Below are 18,184 nucleotides of genomic sequence, written 5' to 3' on the forward strand. Positions count from 1 at the left end.
TCTCCTTGTATTATGCGGATTCTCCACATTTGGAAAATCATATCATTTTATGACATGACAGCCTTACAGTTTTTATCCTGTAAGGCTATCTGTCACCCTGATCGCATTTATTAGTCGATATGTGGAAGAATTTTTTCTACATCATTGTGTGGTCTTGGGATTACGTGTGTTGCCACTAATTCTCCAAGTCTTCCAGCTGCGTCTGCACCTGTTTCAACTGCTGATTTAACAGCTCCTACGTCTCCACGTACCATAACTGTTACAAGACCAGATCCAATTTTCTCTGTTCCTACTAATACTACGTTAGCAGCTTTTAACATTGCATCTGCTGCTTCGATTGATGCTACAAGACCTCTTGTTTCAACCATTCCTAATGCTTCCTGTGCCATTCTTTTTTCCTCCTTATGAATTGTTTCTGTTATCTGCTCTGCTTTTTGTGTTGTTTTTCTTACACGTTGCACTGTCTTAGCCGGTGCTTTTGCAGTTGCCGTTTTTGTTGTTTTCTTTGTGGATGCAGCTTTTGTTGTACTCTTCTTAGCCGTACCAGCTGCTTTAGAAGACGCTTCTTTCTTCTCTTGACCTGTCGGCTTCTTTTCCTCTGCCATCGTAACTGCCCTCCTTAACAAACTCGATTCGCACTGTTCTCAATCAGTTTCAGAATCTCTTCATGGGGACTTGGGATTACAACATGAGCAACCGGGTCTTTGATTCCATTGGCCGTAGCTGCTTCAATGGCCTGTGTTACCGATGATACATCTCCGCGGATGATAACCGTTACAAGTCTTCCACCTAACTTTTTTTCCCATGTAACCAGCTCTACTTCAGCTGTTTTGCACATAATATCAATTGCGACTACTGCTGCTGTTACACTTGGGATTTCAAAAAATCCATATGCCTGTCCCATGAGACTACTCCTTTACTTCTCTACATCCGCAGTCTGTTCTAACCCAAACTGCGGATATTTATCATTATATTAGTTAATTATACAGTAGGAAGGATTTTCTCAACGTCGTTGTGTGGTCTTGGGATTACGTGTGTTGCTACTAATTCTCCAAGTCTTCCAGCTGCGTCTGCACCTGTTTCAACTGCTGCTTTAACTGCTCCAACGTCTCCACGTACCATAACTGTTACAAGACCAGATCCGATTTTCTCTGTTCCTACCAATGTTACCTCTGCTGCTTTAGTCATTGCATCCGCTGCTTCGATTGCTGCTGTAAGTCCTCTTGTTTCTACCATTCCTAATGCTAACTGTGCCATTATTATTTCCTCCTAAAATCTTATATAAATACTATGTTTGATGTTTATTTATCTAAACCACTAATTTTCAGCATCTTCTCTGTATCCTCTGTAGGTCTTGCGATTTCATATTCAGCGACAATTCCCGCAAGTTCATTTGCTCTTTTTGTTGCTGCCTCCAACGCTGCCTTTACATCTGATACACTTCCACGAAACTTAACCATTACGATCAATGGTACCGGTAATTCGTCTGCATTTGCCGGTTTATTCTTATCAAAAGTCTCCAGTCTTACATTACCTGCTTTACATCCCGCATCTGCTGCTGCAAATGCAGTTGCCAGCCCGAAGACTTCTAACATGCCTACTGCTTCTCCCATATCATTTCTCCTTCAAGGGGCAGTTATTATTTATTCACAATCGCAATTTTAAGACCCTTCTGCTCTAAGTTTGTAATATGAGCTTCGTTGATCTCTTCCAATGGGAATTTGTGTGTGATAAGTTTTTCCATTGGAAGTCCGATTCCTTTTGCTCTCTTCAAGAAATCAAATGTTGTTGCATAATCTCTCAGTGTGTATACCCAAGATCCTACCAATGTGATCTCTTTTGAACAAAGATCAAAGTGTGGATTAATTGTTGCATCTCCGCCATTGATGAAGAATCCAAGTTCACAAAGTCCTCCGCCATTGCGGATGAATTTGTAAATGTTAGCATGAGCTACAGGAGATCCTGTACACTGGAATGCAAAGTCTGCTGCATGTCCGCCAAATGCTTCTTTTACAGCGTCTGCAAGTGCATCAATACCTTTATGATTCATGAAGTTAACTGACTTTTCTGCTCCCATTTCTTTCGCGAATGCAAGTCTCTGTTCGTTACCGTCAACTGCCACAATATTCTCAATACCCATTGTACGCAAAACAGCGATACAAATCAAGCCGATTGGTCCACATCCCTGAACAACAACACGACTATTGAATCTTAAGATTCCAGTTGTTTTAGCTCTTTCTACTGCATGAACCAATACTGCACATGGCTCGATGAGGATTCGAGAATCCAGATCAAGATCACTTACATTAAAGACTGAAGATCCTTCTCTGACTAAGATGTAATCTGAGAACCATCCATTCAAATGGATATCATCATCTGGAAGTAATCCGTATACATCAGCTCCACCGATATTCTTCTTGTTCAAATCGAACATCTCGATCTCCGGATCATCTTTAAAAATCATACATGTTACAACTTTGTCTCCGACTTTCAGTGGTTTTCCTGCACTGTCAACTTTGACATTTTTACCCATTTTTACGATTTCTCCTGTACCCTCATGTCCAAGAGCAACTGGGATCAATCCAAATGGATCTCTCTTGAATTCGTGTGCGTCTGTTCCGCAGACTCCACAACCTTCTACTTTAACAAGAATATCTCCGTCACCAACTTCTGGGATTGGGAATTCTTTGATATCATAATGCTCCAGAGATGTCAGCATAGCTACGCGTGCTGTCTTTGGAATTGCCTGGCTTGCTGGTGCCGGCGCACTTGCTGCAGGTGCTGCAACAGGTGATTTTAACATATTTTCAAGTACCTGTTTTACAACTTCTTCTACGTTTGCAGAATTCATTTCCATTGTGTTACCCTCCATATTATTATCTGATACACAAGCTGTCTGTCATAACACATCTTCTTCTCTTAGTAAATGTGCTTGCGCTTGTCAGTCCTTCTCCTGTACGGCTTGCGATTGTGAAAGTACAGAATCCTTCACCACCAAAGCCAAGTGCTGAATACGAAGGTCCATTCTTTACAAGAATAGCTGTATCAATTGCTTTTGCATATTTTGTAATGTTATCCACATTCTTTGAATGGATATGTGCAGAATGTCTGTTGCCATGCTCCAGCCACACTGCCTGCTCTACTGCATCATCAAAATCTTTCGCTCTGACAACACCGAGAATTGGCATCATCAATTCTTCTGCGATCAATGGATGCTCCTTTGGTCCTTCAAATGTGATACATCTGATATTGTCCGGAACCTGAACTCCGATCATACCAAGTAATGTTTTAGCATCTCTACCTACACATTTACGATTTAATTTTCCACCTTTGAGAACTACTTCTGTCAGTGCATCCTGCTCTTCTTTTGATGCAAGATAACATCCCTGTTCACTTACCATGTAGTGCATCAATTCATCTGCAATAGAATCTACTGCAACGATTTCTTTTTCTGCGATACATGGGAGGTTGTTATCAAATGTACATCCGTTAACAATATCTTCTGCTGCTTTACGGATGTCTGCTGTCTCATCTACCAGTGCCGGTGGGTTACCTGCTCCGGCTCCGATTCCTCTCTTACCAGAAGAAAGCACTGCTGTTACTACACCAGGACCTCCTGTAGCTGCAATCAAAGGAATATCTTTATGTTTCATCATGACAGCACTTGTTTCCATCGTAGGTTTTTCAACAGTAACTGCGATATTATCCGGACCGCCTGCTTCGATGGATGCTTCATTTAACATATTTACTGCATAAATAGAAGTCTTAATTGCCGCTGGATGTGGGTTGAATACAACTGTATTACCTCCTGCCAGCATTCCGATTGTATTACACAGAACTGTCTCACTTGGGTTTGTACAAGGAGTAATTGCTCCAATAACTCCAAATGGTCCCATCTCGATCAATGTAAGTCCTCTATCACCTGACCATGCAGTTGTTGTAATATCTTCTGTTCCAGGTGTTTTTTCAGCAACGAGCTGATGTTTTAAAATTTTATGTCCAACATTTCCCATGCCTGTTTCCTGCACACCCATATGTGCAAAAGTTTCAGCATTTTCTTTAATTTTTGTTCTAATGTTAGAAATGATTTTTTCTCTCTGATCCATAGACATCTTAGCAACGATTTTCTGTGATTTCTTCGCAGCTTCAATTGCTTCGTTCATGTCTTTGAATACTCCATGATTACCAGTCACATCGGCAGAAATCTGCATCTTTGCAACAACTTCTTTAACGATGTCCTGAATCATCTGTTCATTTACAGACACGCTAATACCTCCTTAAAAGCTTCTTTTCCATAAGCAGCAAGCTCTGTGTCTTCTTTGGCACTGCCACCGCTTACACCTAAAGCTCCGATTATTTTGCCATCTGCTTCCAGCACCTCTCCACCGCCGAAGATTACGATCTTACCTTCATTAGTGAACTGAATACCATATAACTCTTTACCCGGCTGGCTTAGTTCAGCCAGCTTTGCGGTAGACATTTTTAAGCTTGCCGAAGTAAATGATTTGTTCAACGCAATGTCGAAACTTGCTATATAAGCACCATCCATGCTCTGGACTGCCACCGGTCTCCCAGCAGCATCCGCAACCGCAATTACTACATTCAATCCCATTGTCTCTGCCTTTGCCTTCACTTTATCGATCAGACTATTAGCTTTATCCAATGTCATCTTGTTCTTTTTACATTTACAGACATGTCCTTGTGCATGGTGAGAACCGTTCGCATTCATCCCTTCCAGCACAGCCTTCACTGCATTGGAAATATCCTGTTCGTTCATACCAGTCCTCATTTCTTATATATAAATTATTTTCCTAACTGATCCATAACTTTCTTTGTGATAGAAGCAATCAGGTCTGCATCTACTGTTGCTGCTTCATGTGATCCACAGTTTCCTCCACATGAGTGGCAGTTTGGTTTACCAGCTTTTGCATTTGGGCAAAGGTTTGCAGGATGTTTTCCTGGAAGTCCCATCTGTCTTCTGATTTCATAAAGTTTTTCAACCTGCTCTTTGTTCAGTTCCTGTGGTCCACCGATCTGCATTGTCTGCCATAACAGACGAGCGTAGAACTCTACTGACTCCATCTTGTGGTATGCATTTAATAAAGAATCAGAATATGTTAATGCTCCGTGGTTCTCAAGAAGAACTGCATCGAAATACTGAAGATATTCAGAAACTGCATCTGGAATCTCCATTGTAGAAGGTGTACCATATTTAGCAACTGGAACACATCCAAGAGCGATAACTGCCTCTGGCATGATTGGCTGTGTCAAAGGAATACCTGCAATTGCAAATGTTGTTGCATAAAGTGGATGAGCATGTACTACAGAATTAACATCTGATCTCTCTTTGTAAACACGCATATGCATTTTGATCTCTGATGATGGTTTGAATCCTGGGTTAGCCTGGATTACATTACCATTAGCATCTACTTTACAGATATACTCTGGCGTCATAAATCCTTTACTTACTCCTGTTGGTGTGCAAAGGAATTCGTTGTCGTTCAATTTTACTGAAAAGTTACCATCATTTGCTGCAACCATTCCACGATTATAAACGCGTCTACCGATCTCACACATCTCTTTTTTGATTTCATACTCGTTAACCATTCTTGTTTCCTCCTTGGATTTTACAAAAAATTTGTTTTTTGTTATTTCTAACTTGATTCTACCACACAACCCCACAACAGTCAACTAGATCTTGTGTTGTTTTTGTTGGTTTTCACCCTTTGTTTTTACTGTTTTTCAGTTTACTCTTATCTGTTCCTGTTGTATCGGAAATGTTTTTCAAGTTATTCACATATTGTTTTATTTTTTGATATATTTTGTGAAGTTTCAGGATATGCGCCCGTCTTCTTATACAACATATATCGTCACTATTCACACTTCGTGTGACCAGCTATCATCCGCCGATCTGACACTCGATTCCCGATGTCACCTCAGCTACTTTCAATAGCTTTTCCATATGTTCATTTGTCGGAGGTTTTACATCCCCCATCAAATACTCTCGATTCAATCCGGTGTATTTATCCTGTCCTAATCTATGATATGGCAACAAATGCATACGTTTCACATTAGGAAGTGTCGCTGTATAAGCTGCAATCTGACGGATCTCCTCTTCTGTATCATTGAACCCCGGTATAACCGGAACTCTTATGCTAAGTTCTGTCATGCCAGACTTTGCAATCTTCATCGCATTTTCTATCATCAGTTCATTGGAACGTCCAGTAAACTCTTTATGCTTTCTTGGATTCATATGTTTAATATCAAGCAGATACTGATCTAAATATGGAAGCAGTTTTTCAATTGTCTCCCATTTTGCACATCCCATACTCTCCATTGCTGTACTAATTCCGCTTTCTTGTGCAGCCTGAAGCAACGCTGTTGCAAATTCCGGCTGGCAAAGGCTTTCTCCTCCTGACAGAGTCAAACCTCCACCCGTTCTCCAGTAATACTGACGATCCTTCTCCACCGTCTTCATCACCTCTGCAACAGTCACATCACGCCCGATCACTTTCGGCTTTCCCTGCACCATCATCGTCTGGATATCATATTCCTGAGATTCCGGATTACAGCACCATCGGCAACGAAGTACACAGCCTTTCAAAAACACAATTGTCCGAATTCCATTTCCATCATGAATAGAGTATCGCTGAATATCGAAAATACGACCTTTCGTATTCCAGTATGCTTCCATGTTGTCTGTTCCTTTCTTGTATCACTGTTCAAATGCGAACTGTAATATTTTAAAATCCCTGCTCTGTTCTACGAATGATATCATCCTGCAAAGATTTTGATAACGTTGTGAACAATGCACTATAACCTGCAACACGAACAACTAAATGTTTATACTGTTCCGGATGTTTCTGTGCATCCAACAATGTTTCTCTACTGACTACGTTAAACTGCATATGACTTCCTTTTTGATCAAAGTAAGAGCGAATCAATCCCACAAAATTCTCAAGTCCTCTTCTTCCGCTTAATGCAGATGGGTGGAACTTCTGATTAAATAATGTTCCGTTTGATGCAATTCCATGATCCAGTCTTGAAACCGAATTAGCTGCTGCTGTTGGTCCATTCACATCTTTACCTGCTGATGGAGAAACGCCATCTGCTACAGGCTGATATGCAAATCTTCCATCCGGTGTTGCTCCAGTCTGTGCTCCCAGAGGAACATTTGCAGATACTGGATAAAGACCTGCCTGGAACTGTCCACCTCTTGGATTGTAATATTTCAACATTGGCTTTGTATATGTATAAGCAACATCTCTTGCAAATGCATCTACTTCCGGATCGTCGTTACCAAATTTTGGAACCTCTTCGATCATCTTAAGGATGCGTTCTCCATTTGCCTTTGCTTCCGGAGATTCAACCGCTGCCACTACACTCTGCAAAATTGCTGCAATCTCTGTCGGTCCTACCTGCTGTCCGGCTGCTGCCATATCCTGTGCAACCTCTGATGTCATCGCTGCAATGTCTTCCTGATTCAAACCATGACCATAGTTTGTTGTCAAAGCTTCTTTCAGTTCTTTCATTGACAATTTTTTCTCGTCATATACAAGTGTTTTCACTACATATAATGAATCTGCCATATTTGCAATTCCAAATCCCTGTGGTCCTGTGAAATTGTAAACAGCTCCACCTTCCTGCACCGATTTACCACTCTTCATACAATCATCGATCATAGATGATAGGAATGGTAACGGACATCTCTCAGCATGTGCCATATCTATGGCATTATCAGCGTTAACCAACAATTTGATCATGTATTCCATCTGAACTTTATAAGCATGGTAGAACTTCTCAAATGTATCCATATCTTCCACATTACCTGTCTGTGGTCCAACCTGAACACCTTTGTCCTTACCATTGTGGAATACCAATTCCAATGGACGACACATATTAAAGAATGCTGCATCATGCCATCCGTCTGTCTTACCGGCTTTCTGTGGTTCTACACAGCCGATAATGTTATAGTCTCTTGCATCTTCCAGTGTTACACCTCTGCTCATCAATGAAGGAATGATCACTTCATCATTATAATAGGCCGGAAGTCCAATACCGGTTCTTGTCAGCTCTGCTGCTTTGATCATCAGATCATGAGGTGTTCCATTCCATACACGGATAGAAAGTGATGGTGCCGGAAGAAATACATGATGCGAAGCATCAATACACATAAACGACAAATCATTTGTCACATCAATTCCTTCTGAATTCTGTCCACCAACAATCATATTCTGGAACAAGCTATATCCTGCAAATCCCTCTGCTGAAGCGCCGTCACGACATTTGTTCAAGTCATTTAACTTAACAAAAATACAATCGATCAGTTCCTGTGCAAACTCTCTTGTAAGTTTGCCGCTATCGAGATCCTTCTTATAATAAGGATACATGTACTGATCAAATCGTCCCGGTGAAATAGAATGTCCACTCGATTCAATCTGAAGCAGCTGCTGTACAAACCAAAATGACTGACATGCTTCATAAAAGCTTGTTGCACCTTTTTCTGGTACATTCACACAGTTCTGAGCAATCTGAAGTAATTCCAGTTTTCGTTTTTCATCTGTGCATTTCTGCGCCTCATCCAGTGCAAGTTGTGCATATCTTCTTGCGTAATTGATTGCTGCATTACAACTAATGATCATTGCCTGCAGAAGTCTTGACTTCTTCTGGTAATTACCATCTGCATAGCTGATTGATGCAAGTTCAGCTTCTGCCTTTTCTCTGATCCCTGCAAATCCAATATCTAACACTTCCCAGTATTTTACTGTAACGTGTCCTACACCATTATAGAAATAGTTTCCCGGTGTGAACATATTATGTTCCATTGCAGTCAATGTCTCAGGTTCCATATAAGCAGTTGCCAGTTCACTGGTCGTTTTTCCTTTCCAATAGGCATCTGCTTCTTTAATCTCCTGCTTTGTCTGCTCTGAAATGTAAAATGGATCTGCTGATCTGGTCTCTACTGTATCAAACTCTGCTTCCAGCCACTCATATGAGAATTCTGGATATGTCTGACATCCTCTTGGTGCAAGTGTTGTGCTACCAACAATCAACTCAAGATCACGAATCACGATTGGAATATTTTCCAATATATGTTCAAATGCTTTCGCACGACGTATGATGATTGGTTCATTCTCTGTCTGCTTATAAGATTCTGTAATCAGCCTTGCTCTGGCTGACTCAATCTCCGGCATCTTCGCATAAAGATTCTCGACCAGTTTAGGGATTCTATCCGATTTCGGAATAGCCGTATTATCATAGGTATATAGTCCCATTTTTCGTTCTTCTCCTTTCCTCTGCCCAGTTATTGTTATTATACTTCACGAACGCCATTAAGTCAACGAAATCACAACAAATCCCAATACTTTTATCCGTATAAACAATTCTGAAAACAACAGAATCCCACATTTTTATGTTGGTTTTCATTCTAAACATCTCTTTTTTTCGCATTTTTATATTGACATCCGTCACAAAACAATCCATACTGGGTTTAAAGTATTTAATATAATTCTATTCTAATATATTTTTTAATAAATTGCATCTAATTTTTACTCAATAGCAAACTTATTTATACATTTTAAACAAAAGGAAAGTGAGGGATTTGTTGTGTTTTCAATTGAACTAGACATTCATACTCATACAATTGCCAGTGGTCACGCATCCACCGCAACTATTACTGATATGGTAAAGGCTGCTTCGGCTGCTCACTTAAAATTACTCGGAATATCAGACCATGGTCCGGCGACATTAGGAGGCGGAAAACCTTCTTATTTCCGTAGTCTCCCTATGGCTGCCCGTAAACGGCTTGGGATAAATATGCTTTATGGTATCGAAGCTAATATTACAGATTACAATGGAACTTTAGATTTGGAAGATTCTTTACTTGCAGGACTTGACTATGTCATTGCCAGTATTCATAAACCTGTCCTCAAACCTGGTACAGAGGCTGAAAATACAAAGGCTTATCTTCGTGCTATGGAGAATCCTTTTGTATCTATTCTCGGACACTGCGATGATGTCAAATATCCTGTTGATTATTTGGCAATTATCAAATCTGCAATGGAACATCAAGTCATATTAGAAATTAACAATAGTTCACTTAGCCCGGATGGATATCGCGGAGATACAAAATTTAACGATTTGATGATTTTGAATTTGTGCAAACATTTTCATTATCCGGTGTTATTATCGAGTGACAGCCACGGTCCGGAACATGTGGGAGATTTTCGATATGCATTGGAATTGGTGGAACAGGCGGAATTTCCGAAAGAGTTGGTGTTGAATTATTCAACTAATGAATTGATGAGCTGGCTGGAGAAGAGGAAAGTTGCTATTTAGTTCACGATGCCCTCAAAGCAAGAAAAAGACTATGCACTCCTGCTCAGCTTCGTCGGGCAAGCCCGACTCCAATTCGCTGGATTGCATAGTCTTTTTCTTGCTTTGTGGTGTATCGTGATTGAAATAGGTGGAATGATGAAGGATTTACTTTTCTGGGATCTGATGTATCTACATCCTAGGTTTATTTGCTGTCGCAGATGCTTTTTTGACAACTGATGTATCTGCACTGCCTTGATATTCATTGTTGCAGATGCTATTCAGCCTGCCTGTCATGTATAAATTGCATCTACATCTTGTCTTTTCTGGGATTTAAAGATACTTCCTTCGCAAATCTTGCATCTACATCCCACGTTTTCGATAACCTGAGGATACTCCCCGCAAAAATTTTGCATCCTCAATCCGCTCTTTCTACACCTTGCAGATACCTCCCACAGAAATTTTGCATCCTCAACCTGCCCTTTCTACACCTTGCAGATACACCCAACTGAATTTTTGCATCCTCACTTCCAGAAAATCCACTATCACAAATATCTCCCCTATTCTTTGAACTCCATGACCTGAGCCGATACATTACTTACAAAAAAATTGATATAAAAAATTCGAGCGAATATGGAGTGAGCGTTGGAGACACTTAGAGCGTAAATTTTTGTGTTAATGAATTTGAACGAACATGTTTGAAGCTGCGTAGCAGCAAGTTTGAGTTCAAATTCATTTGCTTTTAGCAAAAATTTACGCTCTTATGTGTCACCCGCTCATGGAATCTGAGCAAGAATTCTTATATCAATTTTTTTGTAAGGAACATATTGCCATTTAGTGAACTAAATAGCAACTACGCTCTCTTAGACAGAACCTCTTCTTCGTATTTAGCAACATCGTCAAACCATCCTTCTGCTGCCACACCGCATCTGTTGCAGTATTCTTCCCAGATATCTCCGATTGGAAGTGTCTTGCACTCTTCCATCATTACCATTTTCTTAGACATCTGATTTGTATCCTGAAGCTCTTTGAGCATTGCACTTGGTGTACACAGAGCATTCAATAACGCTTTCTGGAAGCTTCTAAATCCTGTTACCCATGCAGAAATACGATTGATTGATGCATCAAAGTAATCCAATGCAATATATGTACGCTCAATTCCACCTTCGCAGCGAACGATTTCCTGTGCGATTTCTTTTGTTTCATCATCAAACAATACTACATGGTCTGAATCCCAACGAATCGGACGTGTTACGTGCAGAGCGATTTCAGGGAAGAATGTTAAAAGTGCAGGAATCTTATCTGAAACAACCTCTGTTGGATGATAATGTCCATTATCCATAAGTGGCAGGCATTTATCTTTGTTCATTGCCGCATAGCTTAAAGAAAATTCTGCTGAACCTACTGTATATGCTTCTACACCGATTCCGAATACTTTTGACTCAACACATGGTTTTACAAGATTTGTATCAAATGGCTCTGCAAGGATTGCATCAATAGATTCTTTATAACGTACACGTGGTCCCATACGGTCAGCCGGTACATCCTTAAATCCGTCTCCTATCCAGATATTCATAACACAAGGAATTCCTGTCTGCTCTGCAAAATACTGCGAAATACGAATGCAGGCTTTTCCATGTTCAATCCAGAATTTTCTTACTTCTTCATCCGGGCTTGACAATGTCAATCCATCTTTTACCATTGGATGTGAGAAAAATGTTGGGTTAAAATCAAGTCCCATTCCTCTTTCTTTTGCAAAATCAACCCATTTCTGGAAATGTTTTGGCTCCAATTTGTCACGATCTACAAACTCGCCATCTTCAAAAATTGCATAGCATGCATGTACATTAATTTTTTTCTTTCCTGGCATCAGGCTCATTGCCTTATCCATATCTGCTAATAATTCTTCCGGAGTTCTTGCTTTTCCAGGATAATTTCCTGTTGTCTGGATTCCACCTGTCAGAGGTCCATCATGGTCAAATCCTGTTACGTCATCTCCCTGCCAGCAGTGAAGTGAAACAGGAATCTGCATACATTTTTCAATTGCAGCGTCTGTGTCTACACCTAATTTTGCATAAATTTCTTTTGCTGATTCATATCTTGTCATTTTTTAATCCTCCATTTTACTTTTATAATTTCGTTTTCGTAAATGTCTATATCTTTATTTTAATTTCGTATATTTTTATGTCTGTATTATTTAGTTCTCGTAGATTTTTATGTCTATATTATTTAGTTCTCATAGATTTTCACATCAAATGACTCACCGATACATGTTCTTGCTTCCGGAAGACTCTTAAATGTTTTGTCGTGAAGCATCTGAACAATAATATTTCCGATGGCTGTGGCTTCGGATGGTCCTGCTGAAACTCTTCTTCCTGTATATTTTGCAGTCAATTCATTTAAATATCCTGCATTTGCACCACCACCGACAACATAGATTGTTGAGTAATGCTCGCCTGTCAGTGCTTCGATTTCCTCGATTGTATCGCCATAACATTTTGCAAGACTGTTATAAATAACAGCCGCGATTTCTCCTACTGTTTCAGGAATCTGCTGTTCTGTATCCTGACAGAATTTCTTCACTGCTTCAATCATACTCTTTGGAGCAAGGAAGCAATCGTCATTACAATCTACGATAGATGAAATTGTTTCTTTTGAAGCTCTTTCGCAAATTTCTGCAAAGGAAAGGTCTTCTGTAAATTCTTTCTTTACAGACTGGATCATCCAAAGTCCCATGATATTTTTCAGGAAACGGAAACGATGGTCGTATCCACCTTCATTTGTGAAGTTTGATTGCATACTCTTCATAGAGCAGTCTGCTTCTTTTCTTTCAATTCCCATCAGCGACCATGTTCCAGAGCTGATGTAAATTGCATTGTCATCGTTTGTCGGAACTGCAAGTACTGCCGAACCTGTATCATGTGTTGCAGGAAGGACAACAGTACAGTTGAAACCGACCTCTTCCTGAATTGCTTTTGTAAATTCACCAACAACTGTTCCCGGCATCGATACTGGCTGGAACATTTCTTTGTTGTATCCAAGCATATCGATCAGCTCATAGTCCCACTCATTTGTCTTTGCATTCACAAGCTGTCCTGTTGTTGCGTTAGTATACTCGTTTTTCTTCTCTCCTGTAAGAAGGAAATGGAAATAATCCGGAATCATAAGGATTGATTTTGCCTGCTCCAGATATTCTGGGTGTGACTCTTTCACCGCCATCAACTGATATATTGTATTGAAAATCTGTTTCTGGATTCCTGTTCTCTCGTATAATGCTGAAAGTGAAATTGTCTCATACACTTTTGCATCCATTCCATTTGTTCGGTTATCGCGATATCCAACTGTCTCGCCAAGGATTTTATCATCCTTGTCCAACAACACGTAATCAACACCCCATGTGTCAATTCCCATATAAGATGGAATTTTGCCGATTTCTTTACATTTTTTCAGTCCATTTTTTATCTCTGTAAACAGTCTCTCTACATCCCAACACAGTGTACCATTCTTGTTATCCATTCCGTTCGGGAAACGATACACTTCTTCCAGCTGTATTTTTCCATTGACCATGGATGCAAGCATGTGACGTCCGCTTGATGCCCCAATATCAATTGCTAAATAATACTTGCTCATTGTGTGCCTCCTTCTTGTATTTTCACTAATTTTCTTGTATGAGTACATTATAAATTGTAAAAAAATACAAAAAAAGGTCTCCATTTGAAAACAAATGAGACCTTATTTGCACCACAAGTTCAGCCATGCGCAAAAATAAACACAATCTTTATAAGCTTGCTTATATAAGACTGTGTTTATTTTTGCATATGGCAAACGCCATACAGCGAGAAGTAGTTGCTATGCAACGGATTCGAGCTGCATGGCTGAACAATAAATGAATTCACCATCATTTCCCCGCCCGATACTCCTTTGGGCCCATGCCATACCATTCTTTAAACTTTCTATAAAAATAACTTGTATTATCATATCCTACTGATTCAATAATATCTGCAACCGGCAATGTACTATTCGTAAGTAAATACGCCGCCTGACTCATACGTTTTGACTGCAGTAATTCTTTATAAGTCTTACCGGTCTGCTTTTTAATTGCCTTGCTCAGCCAATATACATCATAATTCATGATTTCAGCCAGTTCTGACAAGCTTCCATTTTTATAATGTTCCTCTATATAATTTAGAACTGTTCCGGTCAATTCGTTATCAAATCCGGCATTTCCTGTTTCCATTTTGTCCATATGATTTAATAACTGAAGCAACATAAGTCCCATCGTAATCTGATTACAGCTTCGTTTATTTCCTATATCATAAAAAATGGTCCAAACCATATTTTCCATCAGATTCTGAATTGGTAAAATATCTGCAACATGAAAATATAAATAGGATGTCTTCCCATCTTTTCCACAGAGTGTTCCTACAAGAAATTCCTTAAGAATATTATCTTCCGCACCCATCATAGAAAATGCCATGTTGAAAAATTCCGGCAAAATGATAAAATTCACGGCAATATCTTCTTTCCCTGCCGGCAGTATTTCCTGCTGAGCATGTTGATTTAAAAATAGCAAATCGCCCTGCTCCAACACAACTTTATTTCCATCAATATAATGTGTTGTACTGCCCTGACACATGTAAATCAATTCCACATAATTATGCCGATGCTTTGGAAAATTCACGAATCTTGTATGTGGCCTAACCTGGATCAGCTTCCCTTTTTGCAAAAGCTTTTCGCTGTCAATAACCAGCTCTTTTTTCCCCGTATAGAGCCCACGATCTATTCCCTTCTGTTCATTCAAAATGCGCTGTTCTTCTTCTGTAATGACAGAAAGCGCATCGATCAGTTCTTTGTGCATCCTGCAATTTCCTCCGTCAGTGCCATATACTCTTTTGCACTACGGCTGCTTTTTTTGTAAGCCATAATCGGTCTATGATCATCCTGAGACCATTCTACAGTACTGTCTACTCGAATATATGTATCAAACACTCTGACATTTTCCAAATCCTGCAACACTTCTAATGTCTGTTTAAAATAGCTCTTTCTTGTATCTACTTTTGTGATCAGCACGCCTCCGATTTGTAAATCCGGTGCAATTTGTTTGACCTCTTCTAAAAATTCGAACATATTTCCTAATCCGAATAATCCCCAAGGTGTAGATTCTACCGGAATTATCACTTCGTCCGATGCACATAAAATATTCATCACCCAGCCGCCAAGTGTCGGTGGTGCATCGATTAAAATGTAGTCATATAATTCTTTCTCTACAATTTTAGAAATTCCTTTCTTTAAAATGTATTCTCTCTGCCACTTTGTAAAAAGCTCATACTCAATTGAACTCATCAGTGTTGAAGATGGGATCAAATCCAGATTTTCAAAGTCCGACTTCACGATATAATCTGTCAAATCAGCCTGTTTTCGAATCCCTTCATATAAGTTCTTATCACTCTGAGCAAATGCAAGTACTTTATCCTCGTCAAATAATGACAGTGAAAGATTCAACTGCATGTCTCCATCGATCAGAAGGACTTTTTTCCCAAGCTGTGTCAGACCATATCCTACATTGGCACAAGTTGTTGACTTTCCGCTTCCCCCTTTATTATTTGCAAAACAGATTACTTTTGTTTTTCCCATAGCTAAATCCTTCTTTCTATTGCTCTCTCCACGATTCATCAGCAGGTTCTTTCCCAAAAATCTTGTCGACCAACTGAGAATATTCCGCATACGCCTCCTGCCCTTCAAAGCCTGGTCTTAAAACGTCTCGGATATTTTTATAATACCATCCCATAGCATCCTTATTTTTCATACGGAACCGCAGCCACAATTCTTCTCCGAATATCGGATAATCTCTGTTAATGTCCCTCAGATTAGATAATTTATCTGCCAGACCAATCATCTGTAATTCCTCAGATGCATTTTTTAAATGTTCAATGGTAGCTGACTTTCTTTCTACCCATGTTCTTGTCTTATCCTCGCTCTCACCCACTACCAGCTTTGCAACTCTTTCACCAAACTGTGTGCAAATTGTTTTCTCCGATACATCTTTGCAATCCTCTATTGTATCATGAAGCACTGCAGCACAGATGATTTCTTCATCTTCTGTCATTGTCATCACAATGTCTTTTACTTCTAACGGGTGCACGATATAAGGTTTCTTTGTTCCTTTTCGAAATTGTCCTTCATGTGCTTTCGTTGCAAATAGAATCGCTTCATCCAGCATCTTTTTTCCTCCTCGAATATAGAACTGTTACTTTTCTTTGACTTCTATAGAAAATGATATCATAATTAATTTTGATACTCAACGAAAAAAAGCAAATGATGTTTGCTTTTCTATATATAAATCCGTTATAATAAAAATAATAGTGAGGTACTCTTTATGCACAAAAAACATGTTTTGATAACCGGTGCATCCCGCGGAATCGGTGCTGCCTGCGCTTTCACTTTCGCAGCACATGGTTATCATATATTTTTAAATTGTAATAAATCAATCGATGCACTTCAAAAGGTTGCTGATTCTATTACTCAGCAAGGTGGAACTTGCACCTTAGTTCCCGGTGATGTCGGCAATCCTGATACTGTACGAGCGATTTTTGAAAAGATTTCCACCATTGCTCCCGGATTGGATGTACTTATCAACAATGCCGGTATTTCTTATGTGGGATTGTTAACAGATATGAGCGACGAAGAATGGACGTGTATTTTAAATACAAATCTTTCTTCTTCGTTTTATTGTTCCCGTGCTGCAATTCCTTATATGGTCCGGCAAAAAAAGGGAAAGATTATCAACATTTCCTCTATGTGGGGAAGAGTCGGAGCTTCCTGCGAAGCCGCCTATTCTGCCACAAAGGCTGGGATGAATGGGCTTACAATGGCCCTTGCAAAAGAACTGGCCCCAAGTAATATCCAGGTCAATGCAATTGCATGCGGAGTGATCGATACAGAAATGAATGCTGTATTTTCAGATGAAGAGCGCCAGGATCTCTCTGAAGAAATTCCTGCCGGGCGTTTCGGAACCGCAGCGGAAGTCGGTCAGCTGGCATTTGACCTTTCTGAAAACCATAATTATTTAACCGGACAGATTATCGGACTGGACGGCGGATTTATTTAATTCAAATGAATTTATGATTGGAGATACATTATGATTAACGTACATGAAATAGAAAAAATATCTATGAACTGTTCTATGACAGAATTTGTCGGAACAACTGTATTAGATACAATTGGACTGGTCATTCCCGGAGTTGATCCGATGCTTTTGAAACAAATGAATTTAAAAAAGCCCTACCGAAGCTTAGGTCTTCTCAGCTCTCGTACCGGTGCTGCCGGACAGATTAACGCTGTCGACGAAGCAGTTAAATCTACAAACACTGAAATCGTATCCATTGAACTGCCACGCGACACAAAAGGCTGGGGCGGACATGGTAACTATATTATCATCGGCGGAGACAACGTTTCAGATGTCCGTCGTGCTGTAGAAATTGCACTCGAATACACTGAAAAATATGCCGGAGAACTTTATATCAGCGATGCCGGACATTTGGAATTTACCTTCTCTGCAAATGCAGACCAGGCTCTGAATCTTGCTTTTGATGCACCAATCGGAAAACCTTTTGGCTTTTTCTGTGGTTCTCCTGCTGCAATTGGAATGGTTATGGCTGATTTAGCTGTTAAATCTGCTTCTGTAGAGATTGTAAAATATATGACTCCGGATCGTGGAACCAGTCATTCCAATGAAGTGATTGTTGCTGTGACCGGTGATGCCAGTGCTGTAAAAAATGCAGTACTGACAGCCCGTGATATTGGTTTACAGCTTCTCGTCTCTATGGGCAGCTATCCAAAGAGTCCCGGAAAACCTTTCTTAGAATAACCC

General features: G+C 39.9%; 18 protein-coding genes. 3 read left to right on the top strand and 15 right to left on the bottom strand.

Annotation, left to right across the window (positions count from 1 at the left end):
• Nucleotides 1-110 precede the first annotated feature (110 nt).
• The 10 genes from H8S40_RS11355 to H8S40_RS11400 form a co-directional block, all read right to left on the bottom strand.
• The gene (locus H8S40_RS11355) at nucleotides 111-389 is read right to left on the bottom strand and encodes a BMC domain-containing protein (protein WP_118724244.1); all 279 of its coding nucleotides are present in this window, start codon (nucleotides 387-389) and stop codon (nucleotides 111-113) included.
• A 230-nt stretch (nucleotides 390-619) separates the two neighbouring features.
• The gene (locus H8S40_RS11360; protein WP_022075382.1) at nucleotides 620-904 is read right to left on the bottom strand and encodes a BMC domain-containing protein; all 285 of its coding nucleotides are present in this window, start codon (nucleotides 902-904) and stop codon (nucleotides 620-622) included.
• 77 nt (nucleotides 905-981) lie between these two features.
• Nucleotides 982-1,257, bottom strand: coding sequence for a BMC domain-containing protein (locus tag H8S40_RS11365; RefSeq protein ID WP_009003872.1), 276 nt, complete (start codon nucleotides 1,255-1,257; stop codon nucleotides 982-984).
• Nucleotides 1,258-1,301: 44 nt separating this feature from the next.
• Nucleotides 1,302-1,613 (bottom strand): BMC domain-containing protein, encoded by a 312-nt coding sequence (locus H8S40_RS11370; protein WP_022075381.1) that lies wholly within the window; start codon nucleotides 1,611-1,613, stop codon nucleotides 1,302-1,304.
• Nucleotides 1,614-1,639: 26 nt separating this feature from the next.
• On the bottom strand, nucleotides 1,640-2,857 hold the full coding sequence (locus H8S40_RS11375; protein WP_186865259.1) for a zinc-binding dehydrogenase: 1,218 nt from the start codon (nucleotides 2,855-2,857) through the stop codon (nucleotides 1,640-1,642).
• A gap of 19 nt (nucleotides 2,858-2,876) precedes the next feature.
• Complete coding sequence (locus tag H8S40_RS11380) at nucleotides 2,877-4,265, bottom strand: aldehyde dehydrogenase family protein (RefSeq protein WP_117990398.1); 1,389 nt, start codon at nucleotides 4,263-4,265, stop codon at nucleotides 2,877-2,879.
• On the bottom strand, nucleotides 4,256-4,777 hold the full coding sequence (locus tag H8S40_RS11385) for a GlcG/HbpS family heme-binding protein (protein ID WP_118737173.1): 522 nt from the start codon (nucleotides 4,775-4,777) through the stop codon (nucleotides 4,256-4,258). The genes H8S40_RS11380 and H8S40_RS11385 overlap by 10 nt, the downstream gene beginning before the upstream one ends.
• Before the next feature lie 26 nt (nucleotides 4,778-4,803).
• Complete coding sequence (locus H8S40_RS11390) at nucleotides 4,804-5,607, bottom strand: class II aldolase/adducin family protein (RefSeq protein ID WP_186865260.1); 804 nt, start codon at nucleotides 5,605-5,607, stop codon at nucleotides 4,804-4,806.
• A 292-nt stretch (nucleotides 5,608-5,899) separates the two neighbouring features.
• Nucleotides 5,900-6,694: a glycyl-radical enzyme activating protein gene (locus H8S40_RS11395; protein WP_117990401.1), complete on the bottom strand. Its 795-nt coding sequence runs from the start codon at nucleotides 6,692-6,694 to the stop codon at nucleotides 5,900-5,902.
• A 49-nt stretch (nucleotides 6,695-6,743) separates the two neighbouring features.
• Nucleotides 6,744-9,275 (bottom strand): glycyl radical protein, encoded by a 2,532-nt coding sequence (locus H8S40_RS11400; protein WP_117990402.1) that lies wholly within the window; start codon nucleotides 9,273-9,275, stop codon nucleotides 6,744-6,746.
• Nucleotides 9,276-9,606: 331 nt separating this feature from the next.
• Here H8S40_RS11400 and H8S40_RS11405 point away from each other — a divergent pair, with 331 nt between their 5' ends.
• Entirely contained in the window at nucleotides 9,607-10,338 is a 732-nt protein-coding gene (locus tag H8S40_RS11405) for a phosphatase (RefSeq protein ID WP_118724208.1), read from the top strand.
• A gap of 829 nt (nucleotides 10,339-11,167) precedes the next feature.
• On the opposite strand, the gene H8S40_RS11410 is transcribed toward H8S40_RS11405, so the two are convergent.
• From H8S40_RS11410 to H8S40_RS11430, 5 genes are all read right to left on the bottom strand, one after another.
• Entirely contained in the window at nucleotides 11,168-12,421 is a 1,254-nt protein-coding gene (locus H8S40_RS11410) for an L-rhamnose isomerase (RefSeq protein WP_186865261.1), read from the bottom strand.
• Nucleotides 12,422-12,543: 122 nt separating this feature from the next.
• Nucleotides 12,544-13,944 carry a rhamnulokinase gene (gene rhaB, locus H8S40_RS11415; RefSeq protein WP_186865262.1) on the bottom strand — a complete coding sequence of 467 codons (1,401 nt, stop codon included), beginning with the start codon at nucleotides 13,942-13,944 and terminating at the stop codon, nucleotides 12,544-12,546.
• A 268-nt stretch (nucleotides 13,945-14,212) separates the two neighbouring features.
• Nucleotides 14,213-15,172 carry an AraC family transcriptional regulator gene (locus tag H8S40_RS11420; RefSeq protein ID WP_118724210.1) on the bottom strand — a complete coding sequence of 320 codons (960 nt, stop codon included), beginning with the start codon at nucleotides 15,170-15,172 and terminating at the stop codon, nucleotides 14,213-14,215.
• The gene (locus tag H8S40_RS11425; protein ID WP_118688590.1) at nucleotides 15,157-15,948 is read right to left on the bottom strand and encodes a ParA family protein; all 792 of its coding nucleotides are present in this window, start codon (nucleotides 15,946-15,948) and stop codon (nucleotides 15,157-15,159) included. The genes H8S40_RS11420 and H8S40_RS11425 overlap by 16 nt, the downstream gene beginning before the upstream one ends.
• A gap of 16 nt (nucleotides 15,949-15,964) precedes the next feature.
• Nucleotides 15,965-16,534: an HD domain-containing protein gene (locus tag H8S40_RS11430; RefSeq protein WP_022075412.1), complete on the bottom strand. Its 570-nt coding sequence runs from the start codon at nucleotides 16,532-16,534 to the stop codon at nucleotides 15,965-15,967.
• 156 nt (nucleotides 16,535-16,690) lie between these two features.
• Here H8S40_RS11430 and ymfI point away from each other — a divergent pair, with 156 nt between their 5' ends.
• Nucleotides 16,691-17,422 carry an elongation factor P 5-aminopentanone reductase gene (gene ymfI / locus H8S40_RS11435; RefSeq protein ID WP_186865263.1) on the top strand — a complete coding sequence of 244 codons (732 nt, stop codon included), beginning with the start codon at nucleotides 16,691-16,693 and terminating at the stop codon, nucleotides 17,420-17,422.
• Nucleotides 17,423-17,452: 30 nt separating this feature from the next.
• Nucleotides 17,453-18,181: a microcompartment protein PduB gene (gene pduB, locus H8S40_RS11440; RefSeq protein ID WP_022075410.1), complete on the top strand. Its 729-nt coding sequence runs from the start codon at nucleotides 17,453-17,455 to the stop codon at nucleotides 18,179-18,181.
• Nucleotides 18,182-18,184: the final 3 nt, after the last annotated feature.

The organism is Ruminococcus hominis (assembly GCF_014287355.1).
GTDB lineage: Bacteria > Bacillota > Clostridia > Lachnospirales > Lachnospiraceae > Schaedlerella > Schaedlerella hominis.